The organism is Aeromonas sp. R4-3, assembly GCF_040908275.1.
Classification (GTDB): domain Bacteria; phylum Pseudomonadota; class Gammaproteobacteria; order Enterobacterales; family Aeromonadaceae; genus Aeromonas; species Aeromonas rivipollensis.
Map to the genome: position 1 here is coordinate 1 of NZ_JBFODK010000035.1, position 13,856 is coordinate 13,856.

Genomic DNA, 13,856 nt, shown 5'->3' on the forward strand with positions numbered 1-13,856 from the left:
CCGACATTCCGCACCTGATTTAGGAATAAATTTGCCGATAGCGCTCACCCAATACCTCCAAAATGATCTGCTGGTCTCCTGTTAGCTCCGTTACTTGTGGCGGAGCTTCTCCCAGTCGATATTCATGGATGCCACCAAAGCGCAAAAAGATCCAACGGGCCGTCGGCTGCTGGGTCGGTTTCTTTTTCATATCCGCCACACTGCGATTCTGCTCCACTAATCCCTGCCGGATCCGGTGCTCCAACGCTGCGTAAATCATCAGGCTACAGGTCATCACCATGAGCAACGCTTCAATCCGCTCCGGCTTTTTCAGGTACAGTGAGGAGGTTAAAAACTCCGGGCTCTTGAGAAAACGAAAGCCCCGTTCGACATTCTGCTGCGCTTTATAGGTGGCCAAAAGTTCGGCCATGGTCAGCGTATCGCTGTGGTCATTGGTCGCCAGGATGAACACCCCGGTCTGGTTGCGGGCCTCTTCAACGCAGGCCAGGCTAGTTGCCGCCAACCCAGTGATTTGAAACTGATGGCCAATTGGCTCTTCGCCACGCTTGGGTCTGCCACGTCCTGTATAAACGGGTTCACCTACCACTTCGGCATCCAGTTGCAGCAGCATCAAGCTGGCGGTAAAACAGCTCAACTCAGCTTGGGCATCCGCCTCACAAGCAAAGCGTCGGGCACACAATTTGGCGAAGGCTTTGAGCTCGCGGGTACTGTCTTTGAGCAGGTTTTTGGCCAATGTCTGCTGCTCGCGGTGGCTGGCTTGTTCGCTGCGCACCAGCAACCAACGTTGCGCGACCCCGGCATAATTCGCGTGTTGCCAACGGCCATGATAGCCATTGCCCAGAGCGGTCAGCGGTTGTGCACCTATGGTTGCCACGGCCTGCTTTGCCTCATTGAGAGTGACGGGCACCCGGGTCACAAATAGTTGCTGCTGTTGCGCCAGTAATTGCAAGGTATCGGCGCAGTACAGTGCGGCATCGCCGACCAGATAACGGCACTCCTGCGCGGCCTTGAGACTGCTCAAATGGCGACGAACGGTCTGGGCAAAGGCTTTGGTGTCATTACTATTGCCGCTCAGGGCCTGCATATAGACAGGTAGGCCAGCCTGATTTTCACAGATGAGCTCAAGGATCACTTGATTCAGCTCTGGCCGGTGATCACGACTATAACCACGCACCAGTTGCAGCTTACCGACCAGATCCCCATCGGCACAGTCATAGGCGCCATCGACGTGGAAGCTGGTAATATCGAGGTGCACTGCGGTGCTTTTGAGCCCCAGCCGCTCGACAACTTGCGCCGCCATCACCTGATACAAGGCGCTGACATCGGCCTCAAAGAGGGCATCGAGACAGCGACCGAGCACATCATCATTGAGGTCATCAGCACAGATCCCGGGGCCAATCAGGCGCTCAACCGGCTTGTTAGCAAAGAATTGCGGGAACATGTGCAGGGTGCTGCTGTGAAAGCCGAGGCCGTTCACTATCATGGCGACCAAGGCTTCACCATGTGAGACCTTGAAAGGCGGGGTTTTGGGGAGCAAGGCATCGATCATGCGGGCAATGCCCAGTTCCTGGCAGAGTGCGGCGACCAAACCAAGGTGATCGAGGTTACGGATCGAGATAGCGGGTGCGGCCATGATGATCTACCTGCAAAAGAGAGTAATAGATCAGAACGGCCGATCGCCGTCAAGCACTGAAAATAGCAAAATCAGGTGCGGAATGACGGTTATAGGGTTCGGTAGTGTGTTCGAAGAATGAGATAAAGAGGGGAGCCATATTGGCTCCCCTCTTTGCTGTGCGCCGCAGTGCAGCGGTATCCCGGCTCTGTATCAGTGACTGAGGTCGATCCTGACTATCTCTTCCTCATCGCGATACTGGCGCTTGAGCTCGCTCTTGCTCTTCATCACGATTTCGCCGTCGCGGCCTATGTTCATGTGCTCGGGATCGGCAAGGTGCATCGCCTGCCAGGCCATCACGGCCTGCAGCGAGGTGGCCTTCTGCTCTTCGGTGAGGGGCTGGCCGTCCGGCCACTTGCCCAGCTCGACCGCGGTCTTGAGCCGCTCGTACACTTCTTTGGGCATCTGCCCTATCACCTGTTGAAACGACATCGGCCTCTCCTTGCAAATTGAGCCATGAAGGGATCAGGCAGGCAGATCCTGGCGTACCACGCCAGCCATCTGCTCCATCACCCGCACCACCTGACAACTGTACCCGAACTCGTTGTCATACCACACGTAAAGCACGCAGTGATCCCCCTCGGCTATGGTGGCCTGGGAGTCCACTATGCCCGCGAAGCGCGAACCCACCATGTCGGAGGAGACCAGCTCTGTGCTGGCGCTGAAGTCGATCTGGCGATGCAGGGCCGAGCTCAGGGCCATCTGCTGCAGATAGGCGTTCAGGCTCTCCCGGTCCGTGCCCTGCTCCAGCGACAGGTTGATGATGGCCAGCGACACATTGGGGGTCGGCACCCGGATGGCGTTGCCGGTCAGCTTGCCCTTGAGCTCGGGCAGCGCCTTGGCCACCGCCTTGGCGGCGCCTGTGCTGGTCATCACCATGTTGAGGGCTGCGCTGCGACCGCGGCGCTCGCCCTTGTGATAGTTGTCGATCAGGTTCTGATCGTTGGTATAGGAGTGCACCGTCTCCACATGGCCGTGGCGGATGCCGTACTTGTCCTGCATCACCTTGAGCACGGGGGTGATGGCGTTGGTGGTACAGGAGGCGGCAGAGATGATCTTGTCATCCGGGCCTATCACCTCGTGGTTGACCCCGAACACCACGTTCTTCATCTCCCCCTTGCCGGGGGCGGTCAGCAGCACCCGGGCGGCGCCGCGCGCCTTGAGGTGCTCGGACAGACCCGCCTCATCGCGCCAGACCCCGGTGTTGTCGACGATCAGCGCATTGTCGATGCCATGGGCGGTGTAGTCGATGTCGGCAGGGCTGTTTGCATAGATCACCTGGATGAAGGTGCCATTGGCGATGATGGCGCTGCGCTCGTTATCCACCTCGATGGAGCCGTTGAAGGGACCGTGCACAGAGTCGCGGCGCAGCAGGCTGGCGCGTTTCTCCAGATCCCCCTCGCGACCGCCGCGCACGACTATGGCACGCAGGCGCAGGGAGTTGGCAGCGCCGGTGCGCTCGATCAGCAGCCTGGCCAGCAGGCGGCCGATGCGGCCAAAGCCGTAGAGCACCACGTCGGTCGGGGCGGGCACTGAATTGCGGTTCAGGGCCGGGGCCAGCTTGGCACGCAGGTAGTCGTCTATGCCGGCTTCATCCTGGTGATCCTGCCAGTAACCCACCGCCAGCTTGCCGAGATCGACTTCGGCGGCGGTCGGGTTCAGGGCGACCATGGCCTGGAGCAGGGGGAAGCTTTGCTGGATGGGGAGGGGAGTGCCCTGGTGGCGGCGAACGACCCTGTGGGCCTTGAGGATGTCGATGGTGGAGGCGTTCTGCAGGGGGCGCCCGTAGAGGGTGATTTCTATCCCTTGCTGTCGGTAGAGGCGACCAATCAAGGGCTGCATGGCTTCGGCGAGCTCCTGGCTCTCCTGCCACGCCTGCAAGTAGTGCTCGTGGGTCATTAACCAGATCCTTTATTTCACGTTGTTGAAGCAAGTTGCCTGGGCAAATTGAAATTCGTCGAATGCAGATCAGTGTAGGGCTGACGGTTTCGTTATATTATTCTGCAGTCGCGGCCTTATACGGCGCGCGCATTGTAATGGATATGTAGCCTGTTTGCTAGTTGGCGGTGGCCAGGGCGGGTTGCGATTGTTACCAACCAGATGTGAACCATGACCCTATTCTCACAGCGTCCGTTACTGCTCCCCTTCGCCTGTTGTCTGACGCTGATGGCCTGCGATGACGACAGGATCCACAACATCTGCACCCAGTCTCCGGCGCTCTGTGCGGATCTGGTGGACGACGGCTGGTGTCGCCATGAGCGCAGCGATGTCATCCGCGCCCGCTACTACCTCCAGGAGGAGGGCACGGACAGGCACAGGTACGAGCTGATGCGTGACCTGGAGCGTTACCTCCAGTGCGCCGAACACTCCACCAACATCGAATACAAGCGGGCCCGCGAGCAGAAGAGCCCCAGGGTGGAGGGCATGCTGGCCGCCGGCGCTCAGCTGGAGCAGCTGGATGCCCAGACCCGTGGCTCCCAGGATCCCTATCTGCTGCTCTGGCACTGGACCAACAACACCAATCCAGCGGCCCGTGCCAGCTTCCTGGCGCTGGAAGGCACCCCCGCCCTCGAGGAGCCGGAGTTGCAGCTGGCCCTGGGGGGCATCTATGCCAAGAGCGAGCCCCAGAAGGCCATCGGCCTGATGCATCACGCCCTCTCCCTCTATGGGGAAGGGGACAAGGTCAACAGCCGGATCCTCACCGCCCTCAGCACCCTCTACATGGGGCAGAAGGCGTTTGATCTGGCCTATCAGTGGGGCAAGGTGAGCGAGTCGTTTCAGGAGACCCCCGAGGTCTCGTCCACCCGCCTCGGGATCTACCATGCCATCGGCAAGGAGCAGCAGGAGAGGCTGGATCAGGCGGCCGCCACCATAGTCGAGGCGCTTAGAGCCGGGAGCTACCAGGCCCCATGATACCGCTGCCATCCGGCGCCCCCGAGTGGGCCCATGCCTTCGACATCCGCCTCGTCCATGGTCAGGTTCCCTGCGAGGGGAGGGTGCTCGAGCGGACCACGGTCAGGGCCGTGGTGATGCGCGGGGATGAACTGTTGCTGGTGCATTCTCGCGTCAACGGGGATCTCATGTTCCCCGGGGGCGGCATAGAGGCGGGGGAGTGCCACCATACGGCCCTGGCCCGGGAGCTGCGGGAAGAGTGCGGCGCCGAGCTGGTGGCCGTGGGTCTGCTGCTCGGGCAGACCCGGGAGTTTCGCGCCGCCCGCGAGGCCGACTACGACGCCTACTGCATCCGCTCCTTCTATTACCTCTGCCAGGTGGGGGAGGATTGGTGCGAGCCGCACCCCCAGCCCTACGAGGTACGTCTTGGCTTCACCCCGGGCTGGTTCGCCCTGGAAGAGGCCCTGCAGACCAACAAGACCCAGCTGGCCGGCCCCTGCCCCCAGTGGACGGTGCGCGAGACCCGGGTGCTGGCCGAATTGCAGCACTGGGCAGAGGCCGGGTTGCTGAGCTGACAGCAAGGCGTTATCAAGACAAATAAACCGCCATTCGGCGGTTTATTTGTTTTCGGCACACTGTCAGGCTCAGGGCACGCAGACCGGGCAGAAGGCGTAGGTGCCTTGCGGGTCATTGAAGCGGGTCAGCGGGTCCAGGCTGCGGTTCATCTCCACCAGCGCCTGGCCCAATCCTGCGGGCAGCCAGCTTTGCAGGTGCGGGGCCAGCGCCTGGGCGCTGCTGTCAAACAGCTCGCGCAGGAACTTGTCCCTTGCCGACTCTTCCGGCGCTATGGGGGTGACCTGCCAGCTCTTGAGGTTGGCGAGCTCGGCGGCGGCCTTGAGGGCGTCGTCCAGGTTGCCGAACTCGTCCACCAGCCCCAGCTCCTTGGCATCCTGACCTGTCCAGACCCGGCCTTCGGCGGCTTTCTCCGCCTCTTCCGGGCTCAGGCCACGGCCCTTGCCGACCAGACCGACGAAGCGCTGATAGGTGTCTTCCACGCTCAGCTGGATGGCCTGACCGACGTGCTCCGGCAGGGCCCGGGTCAGCCCGACTCCCACGAAGTCTGTGGTGCCGACGCCGTCGGTGTGCACCCCGTACTGGGAGAGCGCCTTGTCGATGGTGGCGAACATGCCGAACACCCCGATGGAGCCGGTGAGTGTGGTGGGGGAGGCGAAGATCTTGTCCGCATCGGCGGAGATCCAGTAACCCCCCGAGGCGGCGTAGCTGCCCATGGAGATGACCACCGGCTTACCCGCCTGTTTCAGGGCCAGCAGCTCGGCACGGATCTGCTCGGCGGCGAAGGCGCTGCCCCCCGGGCTGTCGACCCGCAGTACCACGGCTTTGATCTGGTCGTCGCGGCGGGCCTCGGCCAGCAGCTCGGAGAGGCTGTCACCGCCTATGGTGCCGGCCGGCTGGATCCCGTCCATGATGGCGCCGCTGGCGGTGATGAGACCCACCTCATCCTTGCCGCTCTGGGGATATTGCTCGGGGATGGCGGCCAGATACTCTTTCAGGCCGACCCCTTTCCAGCCGTGATCCTCGCTCTCGCCCACCTCCTTGATGACCGCCTGGGTCATCTCGTCGCGGGTGGCGAGCTGATCCACCAGACCGTTGTCGAGGGCGTAGCTGGCGGCATTGCCACCGGCCTTGCGCAGCAGCTCGAGGAAGTGATCCTTGTCTGGCGCGACCGCATCCGGCTCTATCTCCCGCTGCTCGGCCACGTCGGTGACATAGGATTGCCACAGCTGATCCAGCCAGTGCTGGTTCGCCTCCTTGCTCTCGGGGGACATCTCGTCACGGGTATAGGGCTCGACGAAGGACTTGTAGGTGCCGACCTTGAACACATGGGGGGTGACGTTGAGCTTCTCCAGCGCCGACTTGAAGTAGGTCTGGTAGACCCCAAAGCCTTCGATCAGCACGGCGCCGCTCTGGTTGAGCAGCACGTGATCGGCATGGGCGGCGAGCAGGTAGGCGCCCTGGCTGTAGTAGTCGGCCATGGCGATGACCGGCTTGCCGCTCTCCTTGAATGCGTCTATGGCGCTCGCCACCTCCTGTAGCTTGGAGAGGCTGGCCCCCTGCAGTCCCTGGGGCTTGATCACCAGCGCCTTGATGCGATCGTCATCTCCCGCGCTCTTGATGGCCCACAGCAGGTCGGAGAGGACGATTTCACTGGGCTGATCGTCGCTTTTCTCCATCTGTCTCAGCAGCTGTACCGTCGGATCGGTTTGGGTGCGTTGCTCCACCAGCACGCCGGCGAGATTGAGGGTGAGGGCGCCCTCTATGGGGGTGCTGGGGGTCTCGCTCTGGTTGAGGCTGAAGGCGATGACCAGCACGACGATGAGAAACAGCAGATTGACCAGCATCAAGCGGGTAAAGTTGAGCAGACGCCAGAGGCTGCGAAACAGCCACCCCAGACCTTTGAAAATAGACATAGCCGTGCTAACGCCCTGTTAATGGGTAGAGAAGGGCATTATTAACCAGTTGACCCGCCAATTGCCATTTTCGCTTGGCCGTGATCGCTCCCCCTGGCTTCGGGATACGGTTGTTCGCTGAAAAAATGTCCAAACATTTGTTTGAAAAAGGATTTTCGATTCTTTACTCTAGTCTCAATTTGATAACAAAAAATTAACTGGAGGCCCTGTGAGCCGCTACCCGACGTTGCCGACCCCCCGCTGTCCCCTCTTGCGTCACCATGTGCTGGCGGCATCCTGTGCGTCTGCCTCGAAAAGGAGTGCGTCATGAGCCTTTATCCAACGCTGCTGACCCCCCTGGATCTCGGTTTTACCCAGCTAAAAAACCGTGTGCTGATGGGCTCCATGCATACCGGCCTCGAGGAGGAGAAGGGGGGCTTTGACAAGCTGGCCGCCTTCTATGCCGAGCGCGCTCGCGGCGGTGTCGGCCTCATAGTCACCGGCGGCATAGCGCCGAATCTGCGGGGGCGCCTGGTGCCCCATGGCTCCCAGCTCAGCTTCCCCTGGCAGGTCGCCAAGCACAAGAAGGTGACCGGCGCCGTGCATCAGGAGGGGGGCAAGATAGCCCTGCAGATCCTCCATGCCGGTCGCTATGCCTACCATCCGTTCAGCCTGGCGCCAAGCGCCATCAGGGCTCCCATCTCTCCGTTCAAGCCGCGGGCCATGAGCGAGCGGCAGATCCGTGGCACCATACGGGACTTCGCCTCGACCGCGGCCCTCGCCAAGGCGGCGGGCTATGACGGGGTCGAGGTGATGGGGTCGGAAGGCTATCTCATCAACCAGTTCATCTGCGAGCGCACCAACCAGCGCAGCGACGGCTGGGGCGGCAGCAGCGAAAACCGCATGCGCTTCCCGCTGGAAATAGTGCGGGCCATTCGCGAGCGGGTCGGCACCGACTTCATCATCATCTTCCGTCTCTCCATGCTGGATCTGGTGGAGAAGGGCTCCTCCCTGGAGGAGGTGATCGCGCTCGGGAAAGCGCTGGAGCAAGCCGGGGTTAGCCTCATCAACACCGGCATCGGCTGGCACGAGGCGCGCATCCCCACCATAGCCACCAGCGTGCCGCGGGGCGCCTTCAGCTGGGTGACCGCCGAGCTGAAAAAGCACCTCACAGTGCCGCTTATCACCACCAACCGCATCAACACCCCCGAGGTGGCCGAGCGCATCCTGGCGCAGGGGGAGGCGGACATGGTCTCCATGGCGCGCCCCTTCCTGGCGGATCCCGAGTTTGTCATCAAGGCCGCCGAGAACCGGGCGGACGAGATCAACACCTGCATCGCCTGCAACCAGGCCTGCCTCGATCACGTGTTCAAGCAAAAACGCGCCTCCTGCCTGGTCAATCCCCGCGCCTGTTTCGAGACCGAGCTGACGTTTGGCCGGGTGCCCCAGCCCAAGAAGCTGGCGGTGGTGGGGGCCGGGCCGGCCGGGCTGGCGTTCGCCTGCTACGCCGCCGAGCGTGGCCATCAGGTGAGCCTGTTCGATCAGGCGCCGACCATAGGCGGCCAGTTCAACTTCGCCAAGCAGATCCCGGGCAAGGAGGAGTTTCACGAGACCCTGCGCTACTTCGCCAGGCGGCTGGAGAAGTGCGGCGTCGAGCTCTATCTCGGCCAGCGCCAGAGCGCAGAGAGCCTGCTTGGCGGCGGTTTTGACGAGGTGATCCTCGCCACCGGCATACGCCCGCGCACCCCCAACATCCCAGGAATCGAGCATCCCAAGGTATTGAACTACCTCGATGTATTGCGCGATGGCAAGCCGGTGGGCCAGAAGGTCGCGGTGATCGGGGCTGGCGGCATCGGCTTCGACGTGGCCGAGTTCCTGGTGGAGAAGAAGGCGGAGGGGAGCGCGGATCATCATCGCGATCACTGGCTCAGGGAGTGGGGCATCGACAAGAGCCTGGGTGAGCGCGGCGGCCTGATCAAGCCCGAGATAGACGCTCCCGAGCGCCAGATCTGGTTGCTCCAGCGCAAGGAGAGCAAGGTGGGGGATGGCCTGGGCAAGACCACAGGCTGGATCCACAGAACCGTGCTCAAGAACCGCAAGGTGCAGATGCTCTCCGGCGTGCAATACCTGCGCATCGACGACGAGGGGCTGCACATCCAGGTGGGTGAGGCCAGGCAGTGCCTGCCGGTGGATCAGGTGATCATCTGCGCCGGACAAGAGCCCCTGCGGGAGCTGCAGGCCGGTCTGCAGGCGGCGGGCAAGCCGGTGCACATCATAGGCGGTGCCGACGTGGCGGCGGAGCTCGACGCCAAGCGGGCCATCCGCCAGGGGGCCGAGCTGGCGTCCGTTATCTAGCGCCCAGGCCTTGGCTGACAGCATGATGATAACCCCCTGACTATCAGGGGGTTTCTATTGGTGGCGCGTGCCAGCCCCGGCTGTGCTCCCCTTCGGGCTGTGCTAAGGTAGCGCCATCATTGCCCCCTGATAAGGAACTGACCATGGATGCCCTCTCCCTGTTACTCAACCGCCACTCCTGTGGCCGTCTGACCACCCCGGCCCCGAGTGGCGAGGTGCTCGACAATATTCTGAAGGCCGGCCTGCGGGCACCGGATCACGGCACCCTGACCCCCTGGCAGTTCATCCTGTTTGAAGGGGAGGGGCGCGAGCGACTGGGGGCCCTGCTGGCGGACGCTGCCCGCGCCCGGGGCGAGGACGACGAGAGCATCAAGAAGTGCAGTGAGGCGCCCCTGCGAGCGCCCCTGGTGGTGGCCGTCGCGACCCGCTATCAGGCACACCCCAAGGTGCCCAGGCTGGAGCAGGAGCTTTCTGCCGGCTGCGCCCTGATGGCGATGCAGATGGCGGCCCAGGCACAGGGGTTCAACGGCATCTGGCGCTCCGGCTGGTTCATCTTCGACGAGGTGATCAGTCAGGGGCTGGGGCTGGCACCGGACGATCAACTGGTGGGCTTCCTCTACCTGGGCACCCCCATGCTGGAGGCGCGCAAGCTGCGCGAGTTGCCGGTAGCTGACTTCGTGCGTCGCTTCTAAGCCAGCGACAGTGCAGAAAGGCCCTGATTATTCAGGGCTTTTTTATTTACCCCAAAATGATGGCAGGCTGTACTGATAAATGGAAACTTGCCAAGGGGGAGTTCGGGCTTGCCTGGGAATTTTTTGAATAGTGAGAGGCTGTTCTCAATCCTGGTTGATTACCCTATGTAAAACGTTTGCGCCCCGTTATTATCCCATTGCCAGTTTAGAAGGTGACCCCTTCTAATTTTCTGCGATGAGAGTCGCAATTCCGTAGCACCTTTTTACAGCCCAACGTCGTTATGACATTGGGCTTTATTTTTATGGGCGGTGTTCTGCCCCAGCCCCTCTGCGCCTCTGGCCGGCATCTGTTTACAGTCTCACGGGCCTTGATGATATCGGGCTTTATGTTGATGGGAATTTTTGCCCCTGGCTCTCGGTCACTGGGATCCTGGTCCTGGCGGGCAGGATGCGGGCCGGGTTGCCCACCACCCGGGCTCCGGCCGGGACGTCTCTGGTCACCACGGCGCCTGCGCCGACTATGGCCTCCCGCCCTATGGTGATCCCAGGCAGCAGTATGGCGCCACCGCCGATCCAGACCCTGTCTTCTATGGTGACCGGCAGCGCCGTCTCTACCCCCTGGATGCGCTCATCGGCGTCCAGGGCGTGGGCGGCGGTATAGATCTGTACGTTCGGCCCTATCATGACGTCGGCGCCGATGCGAATAGGCGCGTTGTCCAGCAGGGTGGCCCCCATGTTGATGTAGCTGCGCTCGCCAAGGTGGATGTGGCGGCCATAGGTGCAGTAGAGGGGCGGGCAGATGAAGGCCCCTGATGCCAGCTCACCGACGATATCTTTGAGCAGCGCCAGCTGCTCCTCCTCTTCCGCGCGATTGAAGCTGCGATAGCGGCGCGCCGTCTCCCGGCGCAGGAGATCCAGCTCGGGGGCCATGCAGTTGTAGGGCTGGCTGGCTAGCATCTTTTCGTATTGGGTCATGGCTGGGCCTCAATGGAATGGAGGAAGAGAGGATAAGTCATCGAGAGGCAGAGAAGCGTGAAGCTCTCCCCAGAGTGGGCGAAAGGGCGCGCAGCTGGCGCCGGAAACAACAAGGGCACCCTGGGGTGCCCTTGTTGTTCTGCAGGATGACACTGCTATCAGCCGTGCTTGCGACCGCAATGTTGCCACACTGATGACCTCTTGCAATCAGTCGTGCTTGCGGCCGCAGTGTTGCCACAGTGATGGCCTCTTGCAATCAGCCGTGCTTGCGACCGCAGTGTTGGCCTCTTGCAATCAGTCGTGCTTGCGGCCTGAGAGGCGGCACCACTCTTCCTTCACCGCGGTCGGGTCCATCTCGAACCACTGACCGTAGATGGTCTCCAGCTCCGGGGCCTGGCTCTCCAGCACGCCGGAGAGCGCCATCAGGCTGCCGGGCTTGCCGTGGCCGGCGATGAGCGGTGCCAGCTCGCGCAGCGGGCCGGCCAGTATGTTGGCCACCACCACGTCGGCCTCGACGTCTTGCGGCTGGTCGGCAGGCAGATAGAGCTCGATCTGGCCGGCGACGCCGTTACGTTCGGCGTTGTCGTGGCTGGCCTGGATAGCCTGCGGATCTATGTCGATGCCGATAACACGGGCGGCGCCCAGTTTCAGGGCGGCGATGCCGAGGATGCCGGAGCCGCAACCGAAGTCGACCACAGTCTTGCCGGCCAGATCCAGCCCGTCCAGCCACTGCAGGCAGAGCGCCGTGGTGGGGTGGGTGCCGGTACCGAAGGCCAGGCCCGGATCCAGCATGACGTTGACCGCATCAGGGTTGGGCACGTCGCGCCAGCTCGGGCAGATCCAGAGGCGCTCGCCGAACTGCATGGGGTGGAAGTGATCCATCCACTCGCGCACCCAGTCCTTGTCTTCCAGCTGCTCGACCTTGTAACCCACGTCTTCCCCGAAGATCTGCTGGAAGAAGGCGATGGTGGGCGCCGGGTCGGTTTCGGCATCGAACAGCCCCATCACCTCGGTCTCGCCCCAGAGCGGCGTTTCACCAGGCAGCGGCTCGTAAACGGGCACATCCTGGGCATCCATAAAGGTCACCGCCTGGGCTCCACGCCCCAGCAGCATGTTGCTCACCTTGTCCGCGGTCTTGGCGGTGGCGTTGATTCGAATTTGTATCCAGGGCATGGGGTCGACTCTTCATAAATGTGAAACCGCGGGATTCTATCATCATGGGCCTGTGCTGTCGTGGTTTGCCCATGATGGGATGGGGAAGGAAGGCAACTCTGCCAAGTTGGCACGGTTAATGTATTCCTTACTGGGTGACGGGAAGCAACTTGTTCCCGCTGAATGCTTTGCTCTATGAAGTTCCGTCATCTTTTTCAGCCACCTTAGGGTGGCTTTTTTTATGCCGGTGCGCCGAAAAACGGTCATTTTGCGGGTAAATGCAGACATTGGCACGCAATCTGCAAAGTTATACATGTCCTGCATAAGGATATGTGTGTGATTGTTACCCCAACGTTCAGGTTTTGAGGGCCATCCCGGCGGGATGGCCTCTTTTTTATGATTTTTCGGGGGGAAGGCCCCGCGAGGGGCGCAGATTGGCGGCGGGGCTGTGCACTCTTGGGGCTTGTCACTGGTGATCTCACCCCATGATGGTGCATTTTTTACCTATAAGGGAATAGGTTGCATGGCTGTGGGGATCCCTGGCGGCTGGGGATCTCAGCGGGCGAAGCCGCTCATGTCGATCACCAGCTTGCCCACCATGCGGCCTGCTTCCAGTTCGCGATGGGCCTGTGCCAGGCTGGCCGGGGTCAGTTCGGGCAGGGTACGAGTGAGCGTGCTCTTGAGCACCCCTTGGTCAAGCAAGGCGGCGACCCGGCCGAGCAGCTTGTGCTGCTCTATCATGTCCGGGGTCTGGAACAGGGAGCGGGTAAACATGAACTCCTGGCTGAAGGTGACGCTCTTGGCCTTGAGCAGACCCAGATCCCAGGGCTCGCTGGACTCGGCGATGGTGCAGATGTGGCCGAAGGGGCGAATGAGGCTCGCCATGGCGTTCCAGTGCTGCTCGGTGGCATTGGTGCAGAAGATGGCATCGAGCTGGCTGATGCCAAGGTCGGCCAGCTCTTCTTGCAGCTTGTGATGACTCACTACCTGGTGGGCGCCCATGGCCAGGCACCAGTCACGGGTTTCAGGCCGGGAGGCGGTGGCGATCACCTCCATCCTGGTGAGCTGGCGGGCCAGCTGGATGGCGATGGAGCCGACGCCACCGGCGCCGCCTATGATAAGCAGTCGCCCCTCGCTTTCGCTGGTGAGGCCGATGCGCTCAAACAGGGTTTCCCAGGCGGTGATGGCGGTCAGCGGCAAGGCGGCGGCTTCCAGGTCGTTCAGGGTCTTGGGGGCGAGGGCGGCGATGCGCTCATCCACCAGTTGCAGGGCACTGTTGCTGCCGGGGCGGCTGATGTCGCCGGCATACCAGACTCTGTCCCCCGCCTTGAACAGGGTCACCTCGTGGCCGACGGCCACCACTTCCCCCACGGCATCCCAGCCCAGCACGCGGGGCGTGGCTTCAACCTTGGCCTTGGGGGCGCGCACCTTGGTGTCAACCGGATTGATGGAGGTGGCCTTGACCCGTACCAGCAGGTCCCGCGGGCCCGGGGTCGGATCCGGCAGCTCGGTCTCGATGAAGCAGTGGGGGTGATCGCTTGGCAGATAATGGGTGAGTGCGATGGCTTTCATGGCAGTTCCTTTCAAATCGGTATGAGTGGGATTGCCAGAGAGTCTAGTCTGGTTGATTATTCAGATTAAGATGGGTAA

The 13,856-nt window shown here is 61.9% G+C and carries 11 protein-coding genes; 4 read left to right on the forward strand and 7 right to left on the reverse strand.

Annotation, left to right across the window (positions count from 1 at the left end; translation table 11 throughout):
• Positions 1–19: 19 nt before the first annotated feature.
• From AB5Y91_RS11815 to AB5Y91_RS11825, 3 genes are all read right to left on the reverse strand, one after another.
• Positions 20–1,633: an IS1634-like element ISAs25 family transposase gene (locus AB5Y91_RS11815; RefSeq protein WP_010674210.1), complete on the reverse strand. Its 1,614-nt coding sequence runs from the start codon at positions 1,631–1,633 to the stop codon at positions 20–22.
• A 192-nt stretch (positions 1,634–1,825) separates the two neighbouring features.
• Positions 1,826–2,104: a YeaC family protein gene (locus AB5Y91_RS11820; RefSeq protein ID WP_025326001.1), complete on the reverse strand. Its 279-nt coding sequence runs from the start codon at positions 2,102–2,104 to the stop codon at positions 1,826–1,828.
• A 33-nt stretch (positions 2,105–2,137) separates the two neighbouring features.
• Positions 2,138–3,571: a glyceraldehyde-3-phosphate dehydrogenase gene (locus AB5Y91_RS11825; RefSeq protein WP_368169879.1), complete on the reverse strand. Its 1,434-nt coding sequence runs from the start codon at positions 3,569–3,571 to the stop codon at positions 2,138–2,140.
• Positions 3,572–3,838: 267 nt separating this feature from the next.
• On the opposite strand from AB5Y91_RS11825, the gene AB5Y91_RS11830 reads away from it, so the two are divergent.
• Both AB5Y91_RS11830 and AB5Y91_RS11835 read left to right on the forward strand, forming a co-directional pair.
• On the forward strand, positions 3,839–4,585 hold the full coding sequence (locus AB5Y91_RS11830) for a DUF2989 domain-containing protein (RefSeq protein WP_368169951.1): 747 nt from the start codon (positions 3,839–3,841) through the stop codon (positions 4,583–4,585).
• The gene (locus tag AB5Y91_RS11835; RefSeq protein WP_368169880.1) at positions 4,582–5,139 is read left to right on the forward strand and encodes an NUDIX domain-containing protein; all 558 of its coding nucleotides are present in this window, start codon (positions 4,582–4,584) and stop codon (positions 5,137–5,139) included. Before AB5Y91_RS11830 ends, AB5Y91_RS11835 begins: the two co-directional genes overlap by 4 nt.
• 69 nt (positions 5,140–5,208) lie before the next feature.
• Here AB5Y91_RS11835 and sppA read toward each other — a convergent pair whose 3' ends face one another.
• Positions 5,209–7,053: a signal peptide peptidase SppA gene (sppA, locus tag AB5Y91_RS11840; protein WP_368169881.1), complete on the reverse strand. Its 1,845-nt coding sequence runs from the start codon at positions 7,051–7,053 to the stop codon at positions 5,209–5,211.
• A gap of 306 nt (positions 7,054–7,359) precedes the next feature.
• Between sppA and AB5Y91_RS11845 the strand changes: the two genes are divergently transcribed.
• Both AB5Y91_RS11845 and AB5Y91_RS11850 read left to right on the forward strand, forming a co-directional pair.
• The gene (locus AB5Y91_RS11845) at positions 7,360–9,387 is read left to right on the forward strand and encodes an NADPH-dependent 2,4-dienoyl-CoA reductase (RefSeq protein ID WP_171275591.1); all 2,028 of its coding nucleotides are present in this window, start codon (positions 7,360–7,362) and stop codon (positions 9,385–9,387) included.
• Positions 9,388–9,530: 143 nt separating this feature from the next.
• Positions 9,531–10,079 carry an NAD(P)H nitroreductase gene (locus AB5Y91_RS11850; protein WP_368169882.1) on the forward strand — a complete coding sequence of 183 codons (549 nt, stop codon included), beginning with the start codon at positions 9,531–9,533 and terminating at the stop codon, positions 10,077–10,079.
• Between the two features lie 384 nt (positions 10,080–10,463).
• On the opposite strand, the gene AB5Y91_RS11855 is transcribed toward AB5Y91_RS11850, so the two are convergent.
• The 3 genes from AB5Y91_RS11855 to AB5Y91_RS11865 all read right to left on the reverse strand — a co-directional run bounded on the left by AB5Y91_RS11855 (position 10,464) and on the right by AB5Y91_RS11865 (position 13,778).
• Positions 10,464–11,054, reverse strand: a complete 591-nt coding sequence (locus AB5Y91_RS11855) for a sugar O-acetyltransferase (RefSeq protein ID WP_368169883.1) — start codon at positions 11,052–11,054, stop codon at positions 10,464–10,466.
• 294 nt (positions 11,055–11,348) lie between these two features.
• A complete protein-coding gene (gene prmA, locus AB5Y91_RS11860; protein ID WP_368169884.1) occupies positions 11,349–12,227 on the reverse strand; it encodes a 50S ribosomal protein L11 methyltransferase in 879 nt (292 codons plus the stop codon).
• 534 nt (positions 12,228–12,761) lie between these two features.
• A complete protein-coding gene (locus tag AB5Y91_RS11865; RefSeq protein WP_368169885.1) occupies positions 12,762–13,778 on the reverse strand; it encodes a zinc-binding alcohol dehydrogenase family protein in 1,017 nt (338 codons plus the stop codon).
• Positions 13,779–13,856 lie beyond the last annotated feature (78 nt).

Excerpts from the sequence above, each read along its gene's own strand:
- AB5Y91_RS11865 (WP_368169885.1), bottom strand. The coding sequence starts at position 13,778 with ATGAAAGCCATCGCACTCACCCATTATCTGCCAAGCGATCACCCCCAC.
- prmA (WP_368169884.1), bottom strand. The coding sequence starts at position 12,227 with ATGCCCTGGATACAAATTCGAATCAACGCCACCGCCAAGACCGCGGAC.
- AB5Y91_RS11845 (WP_171275591.1), top strand. The coding sequence starts at position 7,360 with ATGAGCCTTTATCCAACGCTGCTGACCCCCCTGGATCTCGGTTTTACC.
- AB5Y91_RS11825 (WP_368169879.1), bottom strand. The coding sequence starts at position 3,571 with ATGACCCACGAGCACTACTTGCAGGCGTGGCAGGAGAGCCAGGAGCTC.
- AB5Y91_RS11850 (WP_368169882.1), top strand. The coding sequence starts at position 9,531 with ATGGATGCCCTCTCCCTGTTACTCAACCGCCACTCCTGTGGCCGTCTG.
- AB5Y91_RS11835 (WP_368169880.1), top strand. The coding sequence starts at position 4,582 with ATGATACCGCTGCCATCCGGCGCCCCCGAGTGGGCCCATGCCTTCGAC.
- AB5Y91_RS11855 (WP_368169883.1), bottom strand. The coding sequence starts at position 11,054 with ATGACCCAATACGAAAAGATGCTAGCCAGCCAGCCCTACAACTGCATG.
- AB5Y91_RS11815 (WP_010674210.1), bottom strand. The coding sequence starts at position 1,633 with ATGGCCGCACCCGCTATCTCGATCCGTAACCTCGATCACCTTGGTTTG.
- AB5Y91_RS11820 (WP_025326001.1), bottom strand. The coding sequence starts at position 2,104 with ATGTCGTTTCAACAGGTGATAGGGCAGATGCCCAAAGAAGTGTACGAG.
- AB5Y91_RS11830 (WP_368169951.1), top strand. The coding sequence starts at position 3,839 with ATGGCCTGCGATGACGACAGGATCCACAACATCTGCACCCAGTCTCCG.
- sppA (WP_368169881.1), bottom strand. The coding sequence starts at position 7,053 with ATGTCTATTTTCAAAGGTCTGGGGTGGCTGTTTCGCAGCCTCTGGCGT.